General features: G+C 44.0%; 19 protein-coding genes and 1 tRNA gene. 6 read left to right on the forward strand and 14 right to left on the reverse strand.

The features are described 5' to 3' along the window. Positions 1–113: 113 nt before the first annotated feature. The 3 genes from B5F75_RS01445 to B5F75_RS01455 form a co-directional block, all read right to left on the reverse strand. Positions 114–1277 (reverse strand): response regulator, encoded by a 1164-nt coding sequence (locus B5F75_RS01445; RefSeq protein ID WP_087286834.1) that lies wholly within the window; start codon positions 1275–1277, stop codon positions 114–116. Between the two features lie 100 nt (positions 1278–1377). Next, entirely contained in the window at positions 1378–2514 is a 1137-nt protein-coding gene (locus tag B5F75_RS01450; protein WP_143351221.1) for a response regulator, read from the reverse strand. A gap of 104 nt (positions 2515–2618) precedes the next feature. Further along, the gene (locus B5F75_RS01455; protein WP_087286839.1) at positions 2619–3680 is read right to left on the reverse strand and encodes a DUF1646 family protein; all 1062 of its coding nucleotides are present in this window, start codon (positions 3678–3680) and stop codon (positions 2619–2621) included. 116 nt (positions 3681–3796) lie between these two features. On the opposite strand from B5F75_RS01455, the gene B5F75_RS07340 reads away from it, so the two are divergent. Beyond that, the gene (locus B5F75_RS07340) at positions 3797–4348 is read left to right on the forward strand and encodes a hypothetical protein (RefSeq protein WP_087286842.1); all 552 of its coding nucleotides are present in this window, start codon (positions 3797–3799) and stop codon (positions 4346–4348) included. Between the two features lie 65 nt (positions 4349–4413). On the opposite strand, the gene B5F75_RS01465 is transcribed toward B5F75_RS07340, so the two are convergent. From B5F75_RS01465 to B5F75_RS01475, 3 genes are all read right to left on the reverse strand, one after another. Further along, the gene (locus B5F75_RS01465) at positions 4414–5175 is read right to left on the reverse strand and encodes a hypothetical protein (protein WP_087286845.1); all 762 of its coding nucleotides are present in this window, start codon (positions 5173–5175) and stop codon (positions 4414–4416) included. 104 nt (positions 5176–5279) lie between these two features. Next, complete coding sequence (locus B5F75_RS01470) at positions 5280–5837, reverse strand: manganese efflux pump MntP (RefSeq protein WP_087286848.1); 558 nt, start codon at positions 5835–5837, stop codon at positions 5280–5282. A gap of 29 nt (positions 5838–5866) precedes the next feature. Beyond that, complete coding sequence (locus B5F75_RS01475) at positions 5867–6436, reverse strand: manganese efflux pump MntP (protein ID WP_087286851.1); 570 nt, start codon at positions 6434–6436, stop codon at positions 5867–5869. A 56-nt stretch (positions 6437–6492) separates the two neighbouring features. Here B5F75_RS01475 and B5F75_RS01480 point away from each other — a divergent pair, with 56 nt between their 5' ends. The 5 genes from B5F75_RS01480 (at position 6493) to B5F75_RS01500 (ending at position 11865) form a co-directional block, all read left to right on the forward strand. Then, positions 6493–7722: an L-serine ammonia-lyase gene (locus tag B5F75_RS01480; RefSeq protein ID WP_087286854.1), complete on the forward strand. Its 1230-nt coding sequence runs from the start codon at positions 6493–6495 to the stop codon at positions 7720–7722. Positions 7723–7727: 5 nt separating this feature from the next. Continuing rightward, complete coding sequence (locus tag B5F75_RS01485; protein ID WP_087287575.1) at positions 7728–8228, forward strand: nitroreductase family protein; 501 nt, start codon at positions 7728–7730, stop codon at positions 8226–8228. Between the two features lie 264 nt (positions 8229–8492). Next, positions 8493–9230, forward strand: coding sequence for a M15 family metallopeptidase (locus B5F75_RS01490; protein ID WP_158093737.1), 738 nt, complete (start codon positions 8493–8495; stop codon positions 9228–9230). Positions 9231–9411: 181 nt separating this feature from the next. After that, on the forward strand, positions 9412–11649 hold the full coding sequence (locus B5F75_RS01495; protein ID WP_158093738.1) for an EAL domain-containing protein: 2238 nt from the start codon (positions 9412–9414) through the stop codon (positions 11647–11649). A gap of 139 nt (positions 11650–11788) precedes the next feature. Further along, positions 11789–11865 (forward strand) — tRNA-His (locus B5F75_RS01500). On the opposite strand, the gene B5F75_RS01505 is transcribed toward B5F75_RS01500, so the two are convergent. From B5F75_RS01505 to B5F75_RS01540, 8 genes are all read right to left on the reverse strand, one after another. Further along, a complete protein-coding gene (locus B5F75_RS01505) occupies positions 11854–13470 on the reverse strand; it encodes a recombinase family protein (RefSeq protein WP_158093739.1) in 1617 nt (538 codons plus the stop codon). The genes B5F75_RS01500 and B5F75_RS01505 overlap by 12 nt on opposite strands. Then, positions 13460–13654 carry a helix-turn-helix transcriptional regulator gene (locus tag B5F75_RS07760; protein ID WP_087286867.1) on the reverse strand — a complete coding sequence of 65 codons (195 nt, stop codon included), beginning with the start codon at positions 13652–13654 and terminating at the stop codon, positions 13460–13462. Before B5F75_RS07760 ends, B5F75_RS01505 begins: the two co-directional genes overlap by 11 nt. 51 nt (positions 13655–13705) lie before the next feature. After that, on the reverse strand, positions 13706–13906 hold the full coding sequence (locus B5F75_RS07345; RefSeq protein WP_087286870.1) for a hypothetical protein: 201 nt from the start codon (positions 13904–13906) through the stop codon (positions 13706–13708). An 808-nt stretch (positions 13907–14714) separates the two neighbouring features. Continuing rightward, entirely contained in the window at positions 14715–16559 is a 1845-nt protein-coding gene (locus tag B5F75_RS01520) for a GmrSD restriction endonuclease domain-containing protein (RefSeq protein WP_087286873.1), read from the reverse strand. 24 nt (positions 16560–16583) lie between these two features. After that, positions 16584–19907, reverse strand: coding sequence for a type I restriction endonuclease subunit R (locus B5F75_RS01525; RefSeq protein WP_087286876.1), 3324 nt, complete (start codon positions 19905–19907; stop codon positions 16584–16586). 2 nt (positions 19908–19909) lie between these two features. Continuing rightward, positions 19910–21010 carry a restriction endonuclease subunit S gene (locus tag B5F75_RS01530; RefSeq protein ID WP_087286879.1) on the reverse strand — a complete coding sequence of 367 codons (1101 nt, stop codon included), beginning with the start codon at positions 21008–21010 and terminating at the stop codon, positions 19910–19912. Then, positions 20997–22601 carry a class I SAM-dependent DNA methyltransferase gene (locus tag B5F75_RS01535; RefSeq protein WP_087286881.1) on the reverse strand — a complete coding sequence of 535 codons (1605 nt, stop codon included), beginning with the start codon at positions 22599–22601 and terminating at the stop codon, positions 20997–20999. The genes B5F75_RS01530 and B5F75_RS01535 overlap by 14 nt, the downstream gene beginning before the upstream one ends. 248 nt (positions 22602–22849) lie before the next feature. Next, the gene (locus B5F75_RS01540) at positions 22850–24436 is read right to left on the reverse strand and encodes an LA2681 family HEPN domain-containing protein (protein WP_143351223.1); all 1587 of its coding nucleotides are present in this window, start codon (positions 24434–24436) and stop codon (positions 22850–22852) included. Positions 24437–24696: the final 260 nt, after the last annotated feature.

Raw genomic sequence — 24696 nt, forward strand, 5'->3', positions numbered from 1 at the left:
TCATCCGATTATCGTGTCAAACAGAAAAAACGGCCTTTTTGATACAAAAGCCGGTTCCTTCTTTTGGGAGGAGGAACCGGCTTGTAGGCTGCGAGTAAAAAGGGCGTTATTTCTCAGCGAGACCAGCCGTGCAGCGCTTTATAGTAGTAATAATTTTTGATATATCCTACCCAGCTGACGGAACCGGCAATTTCTTCAAACATATCGTCGCCATAGATATATCCGTCAAAGCCCTGCTCAAACATTTTTTCGGCATTTAATTTATCAATCGTGTACATGCTGCAGCCGATAATGGGCATATTCAGCCCCATGCTGCGCACTTCGTCCACCAGATAATATCCGCCGCCGCCGGGAACGGTTAAATCCGTAATGATTAAATCGTAGACGTTTCCGGACTGGATGGCATTAATCAAATCCCGCGTATCTTTATACGTAGTCACGCTCCAGCCTTCCCCTAAGCGTTTTTGCGCGTTCCAGATGCGGTACATATCCAACACGTCGGTCTGGTCATTCAAAACCGCTACGCGGATGTTGGCCGGCAGCTCTCTTTTGGGGGCCGTAACGCCCTGCGGCACTTTGGAAACATCGGGATATTTCAAAAAGAACTCTTCCCGGTTAAAACTGCGCGAATCCGTCCGGGCGCTCGTGCGCTGGGCAGGTACGTAATAGGGGTTGATTTGTTTCAAGGCTTCATCTATCCATTTGCCTACTTTTTCCAAAGCGGCATCATTGGAAAACACCACCCGGCGCAGTTTTTCCACACGGCCCTCCAAGGCGGCTAATTCCGAAATCAGCCGACGCCGTTCCTGCGGAGGGAAAGATACCCATTTGTCGTTGGGAAGGCTTTGGTAGAGCAATTTGGCGTTTACTTCTTTGCGCACAGGCGCCAAATCGCGCATCAAGCTGCGGTATTCATTTACCGCCTGCTGCACCTGCTCGGTGGTGGGATGAATTAAATTGATTTGTAATTCGCGGATCGGAGTGGCCATAATCGGATCAAAAAAACCGCTGTTGCGAAAAGCGTGTTCGCGCGTTTCTTTGACAGGGAGCTGCTGTTTTACCGCCCGTTCTATAGAAGCGGCCGCCGGCGATTTTTTCAACGCCGCCCCAATGCCATACCAGTTATCCATCGTTTTTAAAATAGACATTTCTGCCGCGTTGGAACTCAGCGCGCGGGAGCCGGACTTAATAATTTGTTTGCCGGTCTGCGCATAAGCCGAAGAAGCCAGCGCCACAGCCATCAATCCAACCAACCATTTTCCAGATACAGGGTTCATATGCTCTCCATTTGTTTTAATCTCTTATCTTTATTATAAATGTGTGTTTGTTGCGGCACCAGGGCCATTGGGCCTATTTTTATTTAGGCCTGGTACCAGATTACCGGCTCCAGCCGTTTAGATCCCGGTAATAAAAATAATTTTGAAGTTTTTTCATCACTAGCCGCGGCCAATTCCGGTCTTGTTCAAAACCGATCGGCGCGGGGATCATCCCGTCAAAGCCGCGCTGGAACATATTCCAACCCATGCGGGACTCCTCCGGATACGCCGAAAGCCCAAAAATGGCGCCGTTAAAGCCTTTTTCACGCAGGGCAGAAACCAAATAATACCCGCCGCCGCCCGGCACGATTAAATCCGTTAAAATCACATCAAATTCCGCCCCTCGGCGCACGGCCTGCAGCAGGTCGTCCGCCTCGCTGTAGGTGGCAAGTTCCCACGTGGGGCAGAACCTGTTTTGGTGTTCCCGCTGCATGGCGGCCAACACGCTGGGTTCGTCATTCAAAACGGCCATTCTAAGGCCTTCCGGCAAACGGCGCGCCGCCTGATTGGTGCGCACGGAAAGAGGAAGCCACTCCGTCCAGGCCGTTTCTTTCAGTGCTTGGGGTGTATGCAGGAAAAATTCGGTAGAAGTATACTGGCGGTCGGTGCGGGCAAAGGTGCGCTGTTCCAAAATGCCGCGCAGCATGGGGTTGACGGTTTCGGCCGCAAACACCATATATTCCCGCGCGGCCTGATACGCCGGGTCATGCTGGGAAATTAAATTTTTAAGCTGCAGCAACTGGGCATTCATCAGGCCGATTTTTTCACTCCACATCGCCTGCTCCGCGCTGGAAATTTCACGCCGCTCGCTGGGCTTGGACTGATAATACAGAAAAACATCCATTTCCTTTTTAAACGCTTGAAAAGACTGCATGACCCGTTTGTATAATAGCGAAATGTCCTCGATAGGCATTTGGGAAGGTTCCAAAAACAACACCGGCAAATAGCCGATAGGCGTGGGCCGCACCTGCTTAAAAATATATTTTTCCAAATCCGAAGGAACCGCCGCCCGGGGCATTTTTCCCCCCGGCAAAATCTTCCCCTGCACCACGCGGGCCTGGCGCAAGATGTCTTCGCCGGCAGTTTTTCCCAGGGCTTTTTTGAACACGCCCTCTGCGGCGGCTTCTTTTAGCAAATGGCGCTGCGCCGCGCAGGGAAGTGTGGCTAATAGAATAAAAAGTAAAAGTAGTTTTTTCATATCTTTTATCAAGTCCGTTTCCACGAAACAGGCTTATTTAAAAGATACCAGAAGAAACATGCAGCGGCAAGGGTCAAAGGGCCCAATTCAAATTAGGCCAAGGCCTAGAGCAGAATAGAAAGGGACAGGAAATAGCCGGCCATCAACACCAGCCCGGTAGGAACCGCAATGGAGGCCCATTCTCGGCTTTTAATGCCCAGTTTTTCGGCCGCCACAATGTTGGGCAGGTTGCCCTGCACGAGCATACTGCCAAACGCCGCCAGCCCGATGACCATATAGATTAAGTCTTTATCGGAAATAGACGGCACGATTTCAATAGCGGCCAAGGTGGTGTTATCGATAATGACCGAGACGGCATTGGCCAAAAATAAAATTTTTCCGCCCAGGTGGGTAATGGTGCTTTGGGCCAGCGGCCGAAGCCCGGTGCTAATCAGGTTCAGCGCCGCCACAAACATATAGATGTGCAGCGTGCGCCGCAGCATGGAAGCATAGGTTTCTTTATCCTCGCGGATATGCATTTGCAAGGTGGTGCCCGCATTTCGGGCGCAATAGCCTGCCGCCAAAGAAAGCAGCACGACCGCCGGCGTAATCCACCAAAAGAAATGACGCAGTAAAAAGAAGAAATCCGCATGGTGCGGCGCGCCGGCTAACGCGTTGTTGATAATCAGCCCCAGCGGCTCGGCCAGCGGGGTAAGTATGGCGCCTAGGCCAATGGCATAACAGGCAAAAACCGTAATCCGCACCGTGGCGGTGCGCTCCAAGTTTACGACTTTCAACACTTCCGCCAGCACCAAGGCGGAAACGGTAACGCTTACCAGCGAGGACGTCATCCCCAGAAAGAAAATCAGCAGCGCAAAACTGTAGCGCGGCTCCAACTTACGGAAAAAAGCGAACAAAACCCGAAAAATGTAGCGCGAATAATTATTAAAAATCACGCTCACCACCAATACAATAAACGCCACATTCACCGGGTAGTTCAGCGTTTCATACAAAAACTCCGTGCTCCAGCCCCCGCTGATGGTAACCGCCGCGGCGCCCACCCCCAGCAAAAACAATTCCAGGTGGCTTTCCACCCAGCGCGAAGTAAGCGGCCACACCAGCAAATTGACCACCACAATTCCCAATAATACATTTACCCACCACGGGGTTACGGCTGCGATTTCCATGATTACATTTTACCAAAAACCCGCTTTCCCCGCCCACTGTATTTTGGATAAGATATCCAGCCGAACGCTTGAAATTTAGTACAATAATCAAACAAAGTTCTATAAAGGAGAAAAGCATGAAAAAAATCATCGTATTCGCTTTTGCACTGACCATGGCCGCTGCGTGGCCGACCAGTGTCCGCGCGGCCGAAAACTGCGGCTGTGCCATGGGGGATGTAACTTGTATTAACAATTGCACCTTGTCCAAGATTACCGCTTTGAGACAGAATATCCAGAGCAGAAAAGACGCCGCCAAAGCCAAATTGCAGGCGGCCCAGCAAAAAGCCGTGGCCTCTTCCCAGGATCAAGCCGATACAAAGGCTCAGTTAAAAGAAGCCGAAAAAGCGGCTAAGGAAAAAGCCAAAGCGGCCGAAAAAGAAGCCAAAGCTAAAGCCAAAGCCGCTAAAGAAGAAGCGAAAGCCAAAGCCAAAGCCGCTAAAGAAAACGCCAAAAAAGAAGCCGAGGCAAAAAAAGCCGCTTTAAAGCAGGCCAAAGAAGACGCCAAGGCCAAAGCCAAAGCGCAAAAAGAAGCCGCCGAAGCCAAAAAAGCGGAAGCCAAACAAGCCGCTAAAGACGCCAAAGCCGCTTTGAAAGCTGAAAAAGAAGCCTGGAAAGCTCTTTCTAAATAAGCAGGCCGTATACCCATAAAAAACCCGCCCTTTAAAGGCGGGTTTTTTATGTTTACTTTTTAGGGTTAAAACGAAGTCGGCGCGCATTCTTCCGGCCGGCGGCTGCAAGGGCTCCACGCTTCGGCTTCCCACTGCCCGGTTTGCGTGTTGCAGCGAAAATCCCGGCTTTGCGCGCCGCAGCCGTTGCACACCTGCGTCTGCGCCGCGGGTTTCATGCCCGATACGGCCGAACAATCGCACGTATCGGCGATACTGCACTTTCCCCATTCTCCCCACGTATTTGTTTCCGCGTCGCACATGCGGAGTTGAATTCCTTTTCCTTGGCAGCCGCAGCGCCGCACGGACGGGCCTTTGCATAAAGGTCTTTGGGGAAAAGGCGAACATTCCTCTCCGGACACATAATCTGCACGGGCCTTTAAATCCGCGCAGAACGGGAATCTGCCTTTTAATCTGCGGCAGCTGTCCGGCGTGTCGCAGCACAGGCGGCCGTCTTCATAAGACGGCATTTTTAATACATAGCCGTGCCGCCCTTTTCGGTGAATTTCCATGCCGGTTGGCTTGAATACATATTTAAAATGTTTATGCCCCCGTTTGGGAAAGAATCTCGAAAAAGCTTTGGCGTTGGTGGTGTAGTGTTTGTGGTATGCGCACTGCTTTTCCTGCTCCAAACGAATGGAAGACATGATCTGCTCGGCCTGTTTGAACTGGTGCGCCTGCCGGTAATAATACCCGCCGTAAAAGGCCCCGCCGCATACGGCGAGCACGGCCAGAACGAACGTCCAAATTTGCGTTTTACTCCACCTGTTTTTTGATTTGGGTGTATTCATAAGAACCTCCCGCCTGTACATTTCCCATACTATAGTTGTAACAAATCCGGACAAAAAAATCCCCGCTTTTTTAAAAGCGGGGATCACAAAAAGTATTGCACGGCTTACACAATAATCTGGCTCACCGCCATCACAATTAAAACCAGTCCGGCAATCAGTTCTATTTTTTTGCTCGTTACTACTTTGGAGGTGCGGCTTCCCAAATGGAAACCCAACAGCGTCAGCGCAAAGGTAATGATAATCAAAATAAGCACTTGCGGGAAAAAGGATTTATCCATCGTTTCCACGGCATAGCCCACCAACAGCGAATTGAGCCCAATAACGGAAGAAACTTTTACCATCTTTTTGTTATCGTCCACATCTATATTGCTGAAACTGGGAGACTTTTCAATAGACTCCAGCATAAACTTAATCCCCAGCAGCAAAATAAAGGCAAATGCAATCCAATTGTTGGCAAAGTGCACCCAATCGTGGAAGAAAAGAATGCTCAGCAAATAACCGATGCCGAAAAACAGGGCATTAAATCCGGCAAAGAATAAAGCCATTTTAATGGAAAATACGCTCTTTTTTTCCGGCGTCATTTTCATGGCAGACATATTGGAAGAAACCATATTGTCCACGCAGATGCACAAAAAAATAATCGTTACGGCGATGATGCCCATACCCGCACCTCCCTTAAGATATCAGAATTCTACCAAATGCCTACGCCTTCAAGCAACAATTTAAGCCCGATAAACATTAATACCGCGCCGCCCAACGCTTCCATGATTTTCCCGAATTTCCGCCCCAAATAGGCCCCCACGTAAAAGCCCGTCCAGCTGGTAACAAATACGCACACCGTCAGCATCAGCACCGTGGCCCAGAAAGGAGCCTCTGTAAACGCCAGCCCCATTCCCACCAGCAAAGCATCCAAACTCGTGGCCACCGCCAGCGCGCACAGCATTTTAAACGTATGCAGTACGCATACATCCTGCCCGGCTTCTTCGCGGCTGCGGGATTCTTGAATCATACGAAAACCGATAAACACCAAAATGGCAAACGCAATCCAATGATCCACCGCCCCGATGTATTTGCCCAATCCGGCGCCGCACAGCCATCCGCCGGAAAACATCACAAAATGGGCGGCCGCAAACAGCGAGCTGACTTTAAAAATATAACTTTTGGGGATGGCATCGTGGTGGGAGCAGCCGGAAGCAATGGTAACCGCCCAGTTATCCATAGACAGCCCCAACGCCACCAAAAGGGAAGAAAGTATATTCATATCAAATATGATAACATTTTTTATATATTGCCCGTTTTGAAGGAACACTGAAATTTATGGAATCATTAAAAGAATTATACAAGATAGGCATGGGGCCTTCCAGCAGCCACACCATGGGCCCGCGCAAAGCGGCCGATGCTTTCAACCGCGCTTACCCCAACGCCGTTAGTTTTAAAACCGTCCTATACGGCTCCTTGGCCGCCACCGGCAAAGGGCACTTGACCGATTTTACCATCAAAGAAGCTTTTTATCCCAAACCGGTGGACATTGAATGGGATTACACCACCCTCATGCCCAAACACCCCAACGCGCTTCGTTTCCAGGCGCTTGATAAAGCCGGCCATGTAATGGGCGAAAAAGTGGTCTACAGCGTGGGCGGCGGTACTATCCGCGACGACGAGACCATCGGCCAGCAAGTCAACAACATCTACCCGCACCACTCCATGGCGGAAATTTTGGAGTACACCTCCCAAAAGCGCATGCTGCTGTGGGAATATGTGGAAGAATGCGAAGGCGCCGACATTTGGAATTACCTGCAAACCGTATGGCAAACCATGCAGGCCACCATGAAACGCGGCTTGGAAAAACGCGGCGTGCTGCCGGGATCGCTTAATCTGGAGCGCAAGGCCAGACGCTACTTGTATAAGGCCGAAAACTCCCCCCAATACTTGCGCCGCATGAACAATCTGTTTGCCTATGCCCTGGCCTGTGCGGAAGAAAACGCCTCCGGCGGTGTTGTCGTCACCGCGCCAACCTGCGGCTCTTGCGGGGTGGTGCCCGCCGTTTGCCGCTTGGTGCAGGAAATTTGCGAATTTGAAGACAATACCATTATCCGCGCCTTGGCTACCGCCAGCTTGTTTGGCAATATGGCTAAGGCCAACGCCTCCATTTCCGGGGCGGAAGTGGGCTGCCAAGGCGAAGTAGGCGTGGCATGCGCCATGGCCGCGGCCGCCACCTGCCAGCTGGAAGGCGGCGATAACCGCCGCATTGCCTACGCGGCGGAAATGGGGCTGGAACATCACCTGGGCCTCACGTGCGACCCGGTGGACGGACTAGTGCAAATTCCCTGTATTGAACGCAACGCTCTGGCGGCTTCGCGCGCGCTGGACTGCGCGACCTACGCCCTCATGTCCGACGGAGACAACCGCGTTTCCTACGACGATGTACTAGCCACCATGATGCAAACCGGACTGGATATGAACAAAGATTACCGCGAAACGGCCCGCGGCGGGCTGGCGCGGTTTTTTAAAGAAAAAGTACTACGCATTAAGGGAGATAACAAATGAAAGTAATGGAAGCTATTTTAAAAAGAAGAAGCATCCGGCAGTTTACCAACCAGCCGATTGCGCAAGACGATTTAAACACCCTGCTGCGCGCCGCCATGATGGCGCCGACGGCCCGCAACTGCCAAGAATGGGAATTTGTCGTGGTGCGCAATAAAGAAACATTCAAAAAAATGATGCATGTGCACCCTTATGCCAAAATGTTGGAACAGGCGGACTGTGCTATCATCGTCTGCGGCAACACCCAGCGGGAACACGCCCCGGGTTATTGGATGGCCGACTGCGGCGCCGCCACCCAAAACATCTTGCTGGCCGCTACTTCCTTAGGCATCGGAAGCGTATGGTTGGGCGTATATCCCAATGAGGAGCGGATGAAAGGCCTTTCGCAGCTGCTGGGCCTGCCGGACTATGTAAAACCCTTAAATATCATTGCGCTGGGATACCCGGCCGAGAAGAAGGAAGAAGTAGACCGCTTTGATCCGGCTAAAATCCACACGGAAAAATGGTAACACCGGCTTAAACGCCCTTTGCGGCAGTTTGACAAAAAGCGGATTTTTACAAATCCGCTTTTTGTAATTTTTATAATCCACTCCCGCCACGCCCCCCTTTACAGAGGCAAACGCAAAATGCTAGTATCAAACAAACATTCGGCGGTTCGTTCCCGCAAAGCGGGGCACACGGTCTCTATCAAAACAGAAATCAAAACCCCTCTGACAGGCGGGGAACTATTGCCGGTGGCGGCTTATCCGCACGGCACAACTTGGAGGACGAATATGACCAGAAAATATATCTTTTTGTTTTCCTTCTGCTCTTTGTTGACGCTCGCGGCCGACCTCTTTGCCCAACCGGCAACACCCAAGCAAGATCCGCAAGCCGTGTTGCAGTCTGTTTGCCAGTCCTTAATCCAGCAGGTTGACTCCGAAGAGTTCCAAAAAGCTTATTTGCCCCTGGAAGAAAAGCGGGATTTGCTCATTTTGGTAGACAAAGAGCACGCCCTGCCGTCCTATTATAAACCGGACGATTTGGTCAGAATGCCCAGAGGATTCCTGCGCCAAGAAGCCGCTGTTTGGTTTGCAGAAATGGAGCAGGATGCCCGCAAAGAGGGCATTTATTTATTTCCTGTATCTACCTACCGCCCTTACGTCTATCAGTGGCATTTAAAGAGACGCACGCGCAATCCGGATCAAGTAGCAGATCCGGGGCATTCCCAACACCAATTGGGAACCGCTATTGATTTTAATACGACAAGGCTCAACGACCCATACTACCGCCCCGCCCTAGAATGGCTCAAACAATACGCCGGGAAATACGGGTTTAGTTTGTCCTTTCCCAAAGGGCAGGAAGAAGAAACGGGATACCCCTTTGAACCGTGGCATTACCGCTATATTACCAAGGAAGGCGTAGCTCTGCAAAATAAATTTTTTGGCGGGAGCCAACATAAGATGTTGGTCTTCTTAAATATGTGTCTGTGGAATAAACCCGATTCCAAAACCGCTATAAAAAACGATTGAGGTTTTTGTCTTTTTCCCCGTCCATACGCAAACCGCGCCGGACGGGGAATTTTTACGTACCACAAGCCCGAAACGTCCCTTTTCTTGGCGTGTTTTTCCTTTGTTCACGACAGCCCCAAAAATGCTACTATCAAAAAAAGGTTATCCTTGCCCTAAATACGCGCAAGGAAGAGGAATTCACGTGAAAAAATTTTCTTCTTTTTGGCAATTTTCGGTTTTAATTTTGTTGTGTACGGCCGTGTTGTCCACGGGCATCTTTTTGTATGTAAACCGCCTGAGCACTTTGTTGCATAATAACACCAAAACTTACCTCGCCGAAGTAGCCAAGCAAGGGGTCAATACCATTGAATCCAAAATTCAAGACGATTTTAATTTGCTCCAAAGCATCGCCACCGCTATTGGCGTCATTCCCAACCCCACCGAACAAATGATTACCCGCCTGATGAAAGCGGAAAGCAAAACCAATAACTTTAAACGCATGGGTTTTGTCTATCCGGACGGGATAGCCGTCTTAAGCGACGACTTGCTGTTGGACATTCACCACGAACCGCATTTTACCAAAGCGATGGCCGGAACCCCCAACGTATCCAATTTAATCAAAGACGCCTCCGACGGTAAAAATATTTTTGTGGAATCCGTTCCCGTCTACCACCAAGAGAAAATCATCGGCGTGTTGTTTGCCACCCGCAGTACCGAAGAATACACCCAGGCTTTAGACATTGAAAGTTTTGGAGGGGAAGGCTATTCCATTATCGTGCGCGCCAATGGCGACAAAATCGTCGGTGCTTCCCACAAAAATGCCGTAAGCGGAATGTATAACATTTTTAATTCGCCAGACGATCCCGACCACGAGCTGGCACACAACATTCAACAAGCGCTTAAAAACCGCCGCAGCGGCACCATCCATTATCTCTCCGCCGAAAAAGGCGAACTGCATATCAGTTATGAGCCGTTAAAAATTAACGATTGGTATCTTTTCTCAGTTGTTCCAACAGCTCACTTGTCGGCCCAGTTAAATGCCTTCATCACGTTGCTGCTTATTTTATGTTTGGCCATTGCCGTAGCCGGCCTGGTCGTATGGGGATATGTGTTCCTGCAGCAAAAGAAAAATAAAGAACAGCTCTTTAACTACGCCTATGTGGATCCCGTAACCGGATTTCCAAACGCGGAAGCCAACCGTACGGCGGCAGAGCAATTACTGAAAGAAAATCCGAAGGGACATTATGCCATGGTAGCCTTGGACGTAAGCAAGTTTAAAATTTTTAATGAACAACACGGTTACGAGGTGGGCAACATTTTGCTTAAACACATTGCCCGCCTGATTAAAAATAACCTTCAGCCGCAGGAATTATGCACCCGCATATACGGCGATTATTTTGCCATGCTGCTTAAATACACCGACGAGGGCACTCTTAAAAACCGCCTGGAACTTTTAGGCGAACAAATTACCAATTTCCAAACCGAAAACCACCACGCCTATGCGGTGTTGCTGTCTTTCGGCGTCTATCCGATAGAAGACAAATCGATGCCCATTCGGGTAATGTACAACCGGGCCGCCGTAGCCAAATCCCAAATCAAAGGGCGCTATGACCAAATCGTAGCCTTCTATAAACCCGATTGGCAGCAGAAATTGGAAGAAGAAGATTTTATCGAGCGTCATATGCAGCATGCCCTAAAAAAAGGCGAAATGAAAGTGCTGTTAGAGCCTATTGTTTCCTTGGAGAACGGAAAAATCGGCGCCGCTTCCGTAACGGCAGAGTGGAAAATTGAAAAAGAGAAAAAAACATTGTACAGCCGCCAGTTTCTCCCCGTATTTCAAAAAAACGGATTCATTTACCAATTTGACCTCTTTCTCTTTGAACAGGCCTGCAAAATTTTGGCTCAATGGCAAAAAGAAAAATTGCCGCTTATTCCGCTGGTCATCAACCTAGCCAATGAACTATTTTTGGATGTCCATTTCGTACAGCACCTTACTCAAAAAACAACCGAATATGGCATCTTACCGAAATGGATTGTAATAGAACTGACAGAAACAGCCCAAACGGAGTTTCTCCCCCAATTAGAGCGGGCCGGCGCGGCACTCCGAAAAGCGGGCTTTGGATTAACCGTCCGATATAGCGGGCAAGGCGTCACATTGTCCAACATTTTCCAGCACCTGCCTGTAGAAGGAATTAAAATAGCCCCCGGTGTATGGGCGCCAAATGCAAGCGAAAAGCAGCAATTACTGGCGCGGGCGATAGTGGAAATGTGCCGCAAACTGCAGGTATTTTTGGCAGCGGAAGGCGTTCAAACCCCGCAGGAAACCGAGCATATTAAAAAACTGGGCTTTCAATTTGCGCAAGGTTCGGGGCTTTTCCCAACAGTTACGGCAGAAAAATTAGCGGAGCAATTTCCCCGCACGCAAGAAAATTCTAAATAACCCCGTTGCGCCAAATGCTTGGACTGCGGATTTTTACGTCCCGCATGTCCCCGATAGCGCGTCCGCACGAAAGATAGTTTTCAAGCTAAGCTTTTTGCAGACTGAGAAGGAAATTGGTATAATATAGTATCGATTTATGGTGGATGTAGCTCAGCTGGTTAGAGCGCCGGTCTGTGGAACCGGAGGTCGCGGGTTCAAATCTCGTCATCCACCCCAATAATTTCTGCTACAACTTTGAGATGCGCCTTGAGCGCTTTTATCGTCGTAGATTTCCAAACAGCCCTTGTTTAAGAGGGCTGTTTTTTTATCCCTTTCCGCCTCTTTGGCGTCTGTTTGAGCCAGGTGTTTGGCTTCATAAATAGCCTTAAACGGCTCTTTATACTCCACCACAATTTGATTGTCTTGCGTAAGCAAGAACTTGGCCCCTACCGCACGCAATAAGTCCGCCTTGCCGTAATTATCCGCTTCCCGGTAGCACTTTTTAAGCCCGGACAGCATAGCCAGCCCCTGCACAGCCCGCTGGGCCCCTTCGGCACTTCTCGTACAGCGGGAGAGTTCACCCTCAATACGTTCTCGTTCTTCCTGTAATTGGCGGTTTTTGGCCTGATAGGCCGCATCGGTTATTTTACGGTCCAAATACATATCCAGCAAGGCCTCTATACGGCCATTTACGCGCTCCAGTTCCTTTTGCAATATTTGCTTAGTACCTGCATTAATCTGGTTTGCCCGTAAACCTTTCTGTTTAAGCCCCTTACAAAGCACCTCTACCACTTCTTTGGGCAGTTCAATGTCTTGTATGGTATCTGCCAATTGTTCAGCCAAGCGGGCTTCCGTCAAATACCCGCTCTTTTTATGGTCTTTATTGTAATGCGCACACCGATAATACAAATACTTATGCTTGGCTTTGGCCCCCAATATATAATGCCCGCAATGTTCGCAGGTGATTAAGCGGTTAAAGGGATAATTGTGCCGTGTATCATAGCGGTGAGCCTTAGCGGCCAGGGAGTCTTGGGTTTTATCCCATACGGCTTTGCTAACAAGTGGCGTATGCGTCCCTTGGTAAATCTTTTTGCCCCACTTAAACACACCGTAATAAAAGGGAGAATGAAGCATTTTGGAGATACTTTTTAACGAGACTCGGTTCCCCCTGCTCTTGGTTCTAAGCCCTTTACCGTAAAAGATTTCTTCCAACTCTTCCAAAGAATACTTACCTGTAGAGGCATATTCAAACAGTTCCGTCACCAACGGGGCATTAACCGGGTCCGCTTCGATAATGGACTCTTTCTCTTTCGTAGTTACGTTTATATACCCCAGCGGCGCATTGCCCGGATAAATGCCCTGTTCGGCTTTTTCCACCATACCCATACGGGTTTTATAGGCAATGTCGTTAGATAACTTTTTGGAAGCCGCGACTTCCACATCCATCATAAATTCCTTATTGGAATCCAGCGTTTGGTCATTTAACAACTGGTTGGTTCGGGAAAAATGAATACTTTTGTGGTATTCACGGATTAAACGGATTACCCGTATTTTGTCGGCATCGTTACGGGTCATACGATCCACCACGTCAAATATCACGTGTTTTACGCTGTCATTACGCTTTACAAAGTCCAGCATAGCGCTAAACTCCTTGCGTTCTTTCTTGCCCCAGGCAGATTCCTGTACTTTCCACATTTTTACTATCTGCAAGTTGTTACGCTGAGCATACGAACGGGCCAATTTCTCCTGTGCGTCCAGGGAGTATCCGTCTTCCTGCTTAATGCTGGAAACACGCAAAAAGATGACGGCTTTTTCTTGAAATTGATTTTCCTTATTTAACATACTGCACTTCCTTATCTTGTAAAAGTTGTTTAATCTGATATACCTGTAATTTTTGGGGTCTGGCGTGGCCATTTAACCACCTGTTGACCGATACAAAGGATACGCCCAATTTACGGGCTAAATCCTGCTGTGTAATACGATGTTTCAATCTGTATTCTTCTAGTTGAATGATTATATTATCCATATATCTCTATATATCCCTTTATAAAACTTTATAGCAGCTAAGCTTATCATCCTATGAGAAAGATGTAAAGCCCTCATTTTGAGGGGCTCCCTGCACCTTTCTGACTACTTCTTCCAGCTCCAGGAAAGAATTAATAATACTTTCCACTTCCTCTAAACTTAAAGGACGCTGAAAATATTGCTCCAATACGGACCTGCTTTCTTCCAAATAGGCCTCGTCAAATGGTCCGAGTGAGATATTATAAGCGTCCATAACTACCCCACCCCGCTGGATATTTTCCACTCTGTACGTCTACAAATTCCGCCACATCCCAATTATTACCCAATACACAAGATGCCAAGATGGCATTTACACACTTACCCCGCGTGCTATTATAGGCCACTGCCTCATTATTCCTTTCGTTTTTATCAATACTACCTTTCATTTCCTTCAACATTTATATCACCTTAATTTCATAAGATGCACGGTTCTAAAACCGGGAACCCTTTATCGGGGTTCATATAATGGGGTAAGTGTAAACCATTTTCAATTTGTATAGCGGATTATAAAGGAAACAATTGTAGCAATTTAGTTTTTGGGGGCTTATTGGAGCGTTTCAGCCTCAAAATAAACATTTTTAGGAGTTTTTATCCATCGTTTGCAGTTACAGGCATAAAATTACCCTATTCCTTCTGTGGAAATAGGGCGAAGATATAGAGCCGATAAATGGCTTATTTTAGACCTTCACTGATAGAGCGCCTAAATGAGAGTAGCACCCCCAACTTTTCGTGCATTCTGTCCATTAAGCACACTATATAGAAGGCGGCAGCAGAGAAGTTTTGAAAATTTTCTAGAAAATTTTTGACCGGACTTTTTACTCTAAAATTCCAAAATTTATTTTTGTGATGTTATCTTCCACTCTTAGTAGTTTCCGTCCGCCACCCTTCTTTTGGGCAAGCGAAAAATAGCGGACTGGCCTCCATTAGCGGAGTTTTAACTAATAACCAAAACTTGATAACTCCTTCTAATAAAACCTAGGAATTTACCTCATTTCATATCAAGCAGTACTTTTTATTCTCTTCTATTCAAGAGAAACACCAAACTGCTTAATTGTATTTTCTGAGTTTTTATCTGAAACTGTTTTCCCCATAGCTTTTTCAATGATTATTAATATTTTTTTAGCTCTATCAATAAAGTATGTATTAAAATCATTATTTTTCAAAGCAGTATAGTTAATCAAATGAGACTCTATACGAGATTTCAACATTTCTTCTGTAAGTCCATTTACTTTTTTTAAAATTCTATCTATATACACACTGGGAGCATCCCCACCAATAGAGCGATTGGTAGCTAGCAAAATAGGAGTTTTATTGACAATAGAATTATAACGCATCTTATCAATACCCTGTTTTTTGCAATAATCTTCAGGGAAAATATGATGAATATCAGGCGCTTCAGATAAGCTATGCACAATATCCATAGTAGTGTTGTTGATAAAATCATGGCATTGCTCTTTATAAATAAGAGCCATAATCCCTTTATAAGCAGCACTTAAGCGTGTTTGCAAAGTTAATAGACGTGTAGCAGAAAAAAAGGCAGCATTAATTGTTCTAGCGGGGTTTGGCCTACCATTAACTTCTTCAATGACATCTTCTATATCATTTGCATAGCGCGTTTCATTTGCTCCACCATACATTTCACCTAAAATACCACACCAATACCAACGAGTTAAAATATTTACTATATTAGGCTCATTGCATTTGCTCCTACCTAAAAAAGCACAAATAGCAGCCAATGGAATTATCTGTGTGGTATATGGCAGATCTTTCCTCCTAAACACATATTGGTATTTTAATAAAAACTCTTTTGCTAGCTTAAAACCTTCCACAACTTGGGCTCTATTTTTACAATAAGAGTCAAAATTTAAAGCTAAGACATCTTTCTTTTTGCAACTTACTGTACCGACCTTACCTTCCTGTTTATCCTTATAACTTGTATATAACGTAACCGCTGTTAAAAAAGAGGTTTCATCGATATCATCTAAAATATCTGTTCTGAGCGGGGCTCCAATATCTTGGATACTATCACGACATTCTTTCCAATCTTTCCTTAAATCAAAACCTTCTTTCGTCTCTGGGTTAGTATAAGTAGCAAAAGTTGCTGTAACCAATTCAAATACAGTTAAAGGTACTCCCCCAGTATTTACATTTTCAAATACTTTGCATACTGCTTCTCGAGGTGTGCTTTTATCAAGAGTGATAACGGGCAGTTTATAGCTCTTGATTGTATTAACCACTGCGTTTTGGAACTTTTCAAGCAAGTCACATGCAGCTTTATCATCTTTATAAAAATCACGGTATTTAAAAATCCAATCCATCCATCTACTACTATCAAAAATAATATTAACAGGGAACATTTTATGTTGATATTCTAAATCTCTGGTTGATAAATCTAATTTTACATCTCTATCGAAATTTTCTTTGATTTTGCGATCTTTCGGAACAGATATAACAGCATCGAATCTGTCTATTTCCTCATTTAAACACCCCTCCATAGAGAAATAATAATAACGCTGTATCTCTTTATTTTTATCTGTTTTAGTTTTGACGGGTTCAGTGGAATACATGGCCTGAAAAATAGAAGTTAAACGTTGCTGGCCATCCAAAATTAAATATTCTGGTTCTACATTTTGTTCTTTTACACCAGTTATAGTTCTATACTTAAACTTAATTTCAGGATTTCCATATTGTAAACGCATAATAGCACCCATTGGATAACCTTGAGAAAGACTAGCAATAATCCCCTTAATTCGGTTATCATCCCAGGTCCAACTTCGTTGGAATTCCGGCAATTGAATTTTAGCCGTTGCTACTTCGGCTAACAGCTGGCCTAAATCTGTGTCCAATGAATGTGGTGAAATAATCATATGAAACTCCCCTTATAAAGTCTATTACCCCGCATTTTCTTCAAAATTTTCCACCTGTTGCATCACTTTTTTAAATACTTCGGGACTATATTGTGGAGGGTAACCATTTTTAATCAAACATATTTTTATTTCTAACTTCAGCTGATCTCTAACCCTTTGATTATTCAGCCAGTCTGCAAAGGAGGATTGTGTATCAATGATTTCTTTAACTTTTTTAGCCAACGCTTTGCATTTATCATTAATCACTAATCCATTTACCTTTTTATCTGTACCATATTCAAAGTTATGTTGATCCCGCAAAGAAAGCAAGATGTCATAAAAGGCTTTCTCCTCAAAAGTTAAGCCTAATTTACGGAAACTTTCTTTATTTTCTTGCATTTTACGCAAAATATCCAACGCCTGCTCCGTAGCGCTCTTAATAATATTTTCAGACGCCTGCTCTTGTGTTTCCCCGGCTTCTTCCAATGTAAGTGTTTTACGTCGTTCATGATACTCTGCAATTGTCTTTTCAAGCATTTCTTGAAAAGTTTTTGCTGCAACTTGGTTCACACGGCTATACTCCTTAATTTGTTTACGGAGCATTTTAACAAGTAATTCCAATTTGGTAGCCGGCATTTTTACATCCGATAATTTTTCAAAATACTCTGGGGAAAATAAATCTTCTTCCTCGCCACTCTCAAGGACACTTTCCACTTGATTGTATTTCAAGGCTTCTTCCACCATTTTGGCTACTATACGGTTCATCGTATCTGTATCCACATCCGATGTTCCACTCATCTTACGCACAAAACCTGCTACAGCCATAAAACATTGCGCCAAAGCATTTTCTTCTTCTCCCAAATTACCGGAAGGCTGGCACACGTCAAAAGCAGCACGCATTCTTTTAACTGTACTCAAAAAATAGGTTTTAAAAGATACTTTTTGAGCTTTCTTCTTGCCTTCTTGTTGCAATTCTTGTGTAGAAGTAAACACATATTCGGCTGCTTTTGATAATAAGGAGTATCGTTTTCCCGGTTCGCAGTCTAAACTTAAAAACGGGGTTAAATCATAGCCAGAAAACATTTTTTTAAGAATTTCCAATTCTTCTCTAAATGCTTTAGTAGCCTGTGTAACATCATCTGCTGTAGGAGCAACCGAAGAATCTCCACCATAAATTTTCATGGCTTCGCGCATATTGTCGCGGATACCAATATAATCTACGATTAAGCCATACTCCTTCCCCGGATATTTTCGGTTTACACGGCTAATTGTTTGAATTAGCAAATGTTTTTTTAAGGGCTTATCGTTATACATATAAGTCAAAGAGGGGACATCAAAACCCGTAATCCACATATCCACTACAATCACTATGCGAAAATTGGACTTATCTTGTTTGAAAGCAGTGTCTAAATTTTCGGAGCGTTTATCATTTTTTACACCGCCCAGATAATTATACATTTCCGGTTTATCATTGCTACCCACACTGGCAACCATAGCCATAAAAGGCATAGGCTTTAATTCTCTCAGTTCTTCGGCCGTGGCAGTAACACCATCCGGCACTTTTTTAGCCACAAACCACTCGGGATATTTTTCTTTAAACTTTAATAGCAAATCATATGCAATAGCCCGGCTGGAGCATACAATCATAGCTTTTTGCACTCTATCCGGGTCATTGGCACACGCAGCCACATAATGGTCATGAATGTCTACCGCCAGCCTTTCCAAGCGGGAGGGTTCCCCTAATATCACTTCCATAGAACTCATAGCCCGCTTGCTCGCTGCCACATCTTCTGCTGTTGCGCCATCATCAGCACATTTTTTATAGTAGGATTCAATTTCCTGAACTTTTTCTTTGTTTAATAATACTTTTGCAATTCTTGGATGATACTTAATAGGCACGGTTAACCCATCGGCAACAGCCTGGTCCATAGTATAACGGTCAATTTCATCCCCAAATGTTTGGTATGTTTCTGCAATGGGTGTACCGGTAAAACCAACAAAGGTAGCGTGAGGGAAAGCCTCTTTTAACACTTTGGCATAGGGCTTGGAAATAACGGCTTTCATGTTCTCATCAGCATCTTTGCTGAATTTTATTTCTCTTGAATGTTCCAGCTGGGTTCTATGTGCTTCGTCCGAAAAGCATATAATGTTTTGGCGGTCATTTATTAAGCCTATTTTATCCTCGGCCCGGTCACAAAATTTTTGAATCGTGCAAATATAAAAACCGCCGCTTTGCCGTGCTTTCAGTTCTTCCCGCAAGACATGTCTATTTTTAACAATAGAAACAGCCCCCAAGTTTAAGAATTCCGTACTTTTAGTAAATAGTCTAGCCCCTTGTTTTTGCAGGTCATCTCTATCCACAATTAAAATAATGGTTGGGGAACCAATTTCCGGCACATCTGTGCAACGCAGTGCCAACTGCCGGGCCAAAAAAGCCATTGTGTACGTTTTACCACAACCAGTAGCCCCAAAGTAGGTTCCGCCCTTTCCGCTTTTAGACACCACGGATTTTACAATGCTTCGTTTTAATAATCGGGCAGCAAAGAACTGAGGATAACGGCAAACAATTTCTTTTTCGTCTTTGTCATAAATGCTGTCTTGGAAATGGATATAGTCTCTAAAAATCTCCAAAAAGCGCACCGGGTTATACACCCCTTTAATCATAGTCTGTGTTTCAGCAAAAGGGAGGGAGGATATTTTATCCCCTTCATTAACACGCCGCCAGGCATAAAAATGCTCGTAGGGGGTGCGGACAGTACCCAAGCGGGTTTTTACCCCATCAGAAATACATGCAAGCGGGCAATAATGCAACAAATGAGGAATGTCCCGCCAATACCGGATAGTAATTTGTTCCCAGGCGTCATAAACGGTGGCCCGTTCATCAGCCGGGTTTTTAAGTTCTATCACGCACAGCGGAAGGCCATTTACAAACAAAACAAGATCTGGTCGGCGGCATTCTTTTTGGCCGTTGTTGGTATATTCCACAGCAAATTGGTTTACCACGCGAAAAATATTTTTATCCGGCCTTTCAAAATCAATCAAAGGGACCATCCGTGCCAGGCCGTTTTGTGGCGTAAACTGAACGCCATTTACCATCCAGCCATATACTTTATGCAGGGTGGCAAAGTCGCTTTCTCCACCGGCAAGGCGCACGCCATCAAAAATTTGTGCAATTTCCTCTTCTGTTAAATCCGTCTGAGTGTCTGCTAAAAATTTTTTAAAGTCATTTGCTATTAAAACATCTCTTTTGGTGCGTGCCAGTTTATTGCCGGCAGAATAGATCCAGCCTTCTTCTTCCAAGAAAGACACAAAGGCGCTTTCAAATTCCGACTCAAAATAACGACCATTAAACTCTTTTAGTGCCGCCATTGTTATGCCTCCTTTTGGCCTTCTTCCATAGCGCCTTTAATTAGGATGGGACAGATATTTTTAATTAGCTCTTTCAGTTTTTCATTAATCGCACTTCTTTTTTGATATGAAGAAAATATATCAATGATATTTTGTTGAACAGTAATATGAGGTAATGGAATAGAAATTTCTTGCATATCTTGAAAAGTAAAAATATCCCTAGTAGTACCAAAAGCCATAAAACCTGCATATCGCTGGGTTTCTGAACGATTCATCCATATTAATAAATACTTTGGTAATAATTTGTTGGAATTCGTTATCTTAAAAACTTGATATGAATTAGAAACAACACAATCAGGACCCTCACGAAGAGCAATAGGTAATTTTGTATTGTGCGCTTTCATTACTTTATTAAAGGCAAATTGCCCTGTCCTAACAATACTTCCATTTTCAGAATCTTCGGCAATTCTTTTGGGATCTGTAAAGATATGATCGACTGTAACACCTTGGAACAAGTTAATTAAATTGTTGTCATTTTTTTCATGACATTCTTCAATATATGGGCCTATTTTTTCACAAGGCATTTTGCGGCGCAAGTCTTCAATATAGGCATCACAAACGAGTTTTAAATCGTCCAAGCCTTGCTCGTAACTTTTTTGGTTAGCCACCATTGCTTTATAAATATCCACATACTTCTGCTGAATTTCTATGGATGGGAGATCAATCTCAAATTCCCCCAAATTTGCAACCCTAAAATAATTACGAGCAGATCCAACAGCTTCAAACCAACATTTTCTAGCAAATTCATTACGCTTGACGAACATATTGAGATATTCTGGTAATATGATATCTGGCCGTTTTATAAAAAAAATTTCATACAAAGATGAGCAGATGGCTTTGTCAAAAAATATATTTAACGCTATGGAGTTGCGTTCCATTCTAGCAGGATTAAATACAAAATCATTTTTGTAGAAAACATTATAAACAGAAGTATCAGCACTATCTTGTTTGGGAGAAATAAATCCATCACAAGAAACCCCCCACGCTTGGATATTGGCTTCTCCATCATATTTTTCGCGGCGTTGTTCAATTAAATTCCCCAATTTATATTTAGTCAAGGCCATAACCAATACCCTTAAATGCACTTTCTAACAATTGTTGAGACTGTTTTTCTTGTTTCAAAAGTTCTTTCATTTCGGTCTGGATGCGAGACATTTCCTTGTTATAATCTATATCCAAGTCGTGGTCAATAAACTCTATATATTTGCTGGGGGTTAGCGCCCAGCCTTTTTGCTCAATTTCCGCAATGGAAACACTTCTGTAAAGTTCAGGCACTGCATAGTGGGCACCATCGGTGCCAGTGCTTTGCCATTTGTGGTATATTTCGGAGGCTTTTTCTATTTGTTGTGTAGATAAGCGCACCTTTTTTTTGTTTTCGTTCTTAACGGTGTTTTCCGTCCATTGGCGCAAATCCATAAACAAAATTTCGTGTTCACGGTTTCTTAACGTACGCCCGTGATATTCGCCACCCTTTTTATTTTGGTTCAAAATCCAGAGGGTTACGCTAATATCTGTTGTGATAAAAAGTTCCCGCGGAAGGACCACAATAGCTTCCACTTTGTCATTTTGTATTAATTTCTTGCGTATGGCTAACGTATCACTATCATTCAAGGCCCCGTTAGCCAGCAAAAAGCCGGCCACGCCGTCCGCAGGCTTTAAATGGGAAAGGATATGCAAGATCCACGCATAGTTTGCGTTACTTTCTGGCGGGAGGCCATAGTCGGCCCAGCGAGCATCATTTTTTAAATTCTCATTGTACCAACCTTTCAGGTTAAACGGCGGATTAGCCATGATATAGTTAAAATATAAGCCTTTATGCAAATCGTGCGTAAAGGAAGAGTCGTTCGTTTCCCCCAGGTTATGGCTTAGGCCGCGCAGAGCCAAGTTCATCTTGGCAAGGCGATAGGTGGCGGCATCTTTTTCTTGCCCGTAGATGTTGATATGGCTAATATCCCCTTGCCGGGCTTTGACTAATTCCGCACTTTGTATAAACATACCGCCGGAGCCACAAGCCGGGTCATACAAGGTTCCTTCATAAGGCTCTATCATAGAGGCTATTAGCTGCACCACATCGTGCGGGGTGTAAAATTCTCCCTCCTCTTTGGTAGCATTAACAGCAAATTCTTTAAGGAAATACTCGTAAACCCGCCCAATAAGGTCTTTTTCTTCCCCAAAGGCTTTATGGCTGATTTTATTTACCTCATCAACCAGTTTTTTAATATCGTTGGGGGCTAGGCCTCTAGTAGTAAAAGTTCCTTCTATAAAACACCCTTTTAGCTGGGCAGAAGTAGTGGCTATACTGTGCAGAGCGGTATCTAACGCCACATTTAAGGCTGGGGCACTGGTATTAATGATGGTGGACCAGCGGGCCTCTTTAGGCAGATTATAGGTTCCGTCCGTAAATGTGGCATCATCAAAAAAGGCGGCTCTAATATTCTCATCATCGGGGTTTAGGCCTTGCTCTATTAATGTTTTGCGCAGTTTTTCAATGCCATCTTCGTATTTTTCGCCAATAAAGCGCAAAAACACTAAGGTAAGCATCATGTCCCTTTTTTCAAAAAAAGAACCTGAATTGCGAGCCCCGCGCAAAATATTACGGCAATTAAAGAGAATATTATCTAAATTGATTGGTTTTTCCACCTTTTTCTTGGCCATTCTATTATCTCCCAACAGATAAGTACGATTTCTATAGGTATATTCTAACAATTTAAAGCATTTTTTAAGTAAAAATATCGGCATTTCCCTATTGTGAATTGCTATCTAGAGCCAGCATACCGAGTATTTCCAGGAAAATACTTATTATTAATTAGAATTTTTCTTTATTTCAATTTACAGATTCTTTCTTATCCAAAAGAGGGAGGATGCCCCTACTCCCTGGGGCAAGAAAAAGGAAAAAAGCTATGTTATTTATTTTTAGAGGAAGAGTCTTTGCCAAGAGAAAAGTCTAATCCTTCAGGTACAAAATACGGAAGTCCGTGTATAGGAAGCCTTAAATGTTTATCTTTTTCTGTTTCTTTCCGAGATTCTTCATTAATAGCGAAAATTAAATACATGATGGCATTCCGGCACTTTTTTAATAAATATAAAGTTTTATCTATTAAATCTTGAAGCGTAATGATTCTTTCTTTTAGATTACTCTCTCCCGTTTCAATTACTTCCAACCCATTATGCTCCAAATTATGGCGCATAGCAGTAATATCTCTCATCTCTTCATCAAGAGAATCTTTCCACTCCTCTGTTTTGGAAGAAAAATCATTAGCAATACTAAAAAGAGCCCGTAAGGCAAGATTGTGCCGATTAAAATTTTGCGTCTTTGGTTCTGAAGAAAAGAAAGGTTTTAAAGGTTGCTTAAAATTCTCATTCTGATACCAAAAGCTCCTAAAATATACTTTGTTTGTATGTTCTATGGCATACATATCAGTTAAGATTACAGCAATTTTATCAAACAAAGAATATGCGGATCTGAAAGCCCATTTGATTTTTTCTAGATTAAAGGAATATATTCTTCCTGGTAACAGGGGATGAGCTTCCAGGAAAGTTAAATGGTCACTATAATGCTCTCTTGGGGCTGAGAAGCCTTCAAAACACAATGTTCTTGCTGCAATGAATTCTTGCTTGAGCTGATTAATCCACAATGGCAAGTATTTTCTTTTGCTACTGTCATCAAAAATAAATGAAGGGGCCATTAAGCAATCTTCCACCACACATAATTTGATGGGTTCAGAGCAAAGATCATTTAAGGGATTCAGAAACAATCTATTTTCTGCCGCCCATTTTCTATATTTCAATTCTTCTGGTTCAATAGAAAATTTTTCTTCAATATTTTTGAATTGCACTGGCTGTGGCACCTGCAAAAAGCGAGAATATCTTTCCTTTGCTTGTTTGATAGGGACCGTTTCTTCGCGGAGATCTTTTTCTCCAATCCGAAAGGCTTCTTGCAACCAAAAAGCAGCCTCACGCATAAAAATTTGTGCTGTATCTTCGTTACAGACATAGTTCCCATAGGATATCAAAGAAATCCCTTTATTTAAGAGAGCTACACCTTTATCTTCCTGGAAATATAATGCCCTATCGTATAATTCTCCAGCCTCTATAAATAGTCCGGCGAAATCAGTAGCATTCGCTAAATTGGTATATCTTCTTGCCAGTTCTGCTTTTGGGATTTTATGACTTACTATTAGCGAATAACGAATAGAATTACGCATCGCCAATAAAATTTGTCCTTCAATAGCGGTGCGCCAGTTCCAACTGTTCTTTTCTTTAAGCCCACGCAATCCGTTACTCTTAAAGTAATATAAAGTGGATAATTCTAACGGATCTGTACTTAAATTGATAGCCTCTTGACATTCATCAATAGCCTGATGTAGGACTTCTAAATTTTTTGTATATTCAGCTGCATCAATCTTTTTTGCTAAATGATAATATTTAGCGTTTATAGTTAAATAATCTGCATATCGTTCTTTGTCTTTAGGAGATAAATATCTTTTCATACAATGGCTTATAAAAAGGCGTTGATCTATTAATATCATAATATCACATATAGGTCTTTTTAAATAGTGACGTATGTTTTCCTTATTTACTATTACTTTGAACCCTGGAAGGATATACTAATCATAAGATTAATTCCTTCCCTACATCTCTAAATTGTCTTCTTATATCTTTCTAAACCCTGTTTAAAGATTACCCTGTAATCTTGCCAAGTCTACTTTGTACCCTTGGCATTATACTCCTATATCTTCTTTACTTATGT

This window comes from Elusimicrobium sp. An273 (assembly GCF_002159705.1).
Lineage (GTDB): Bacteria > Elusimicrobiota > Elusimicrobia > Elusimicrobiales > Elusimicrobiaceae > Avelusimicrobium > Avelusimicrobium gallicola.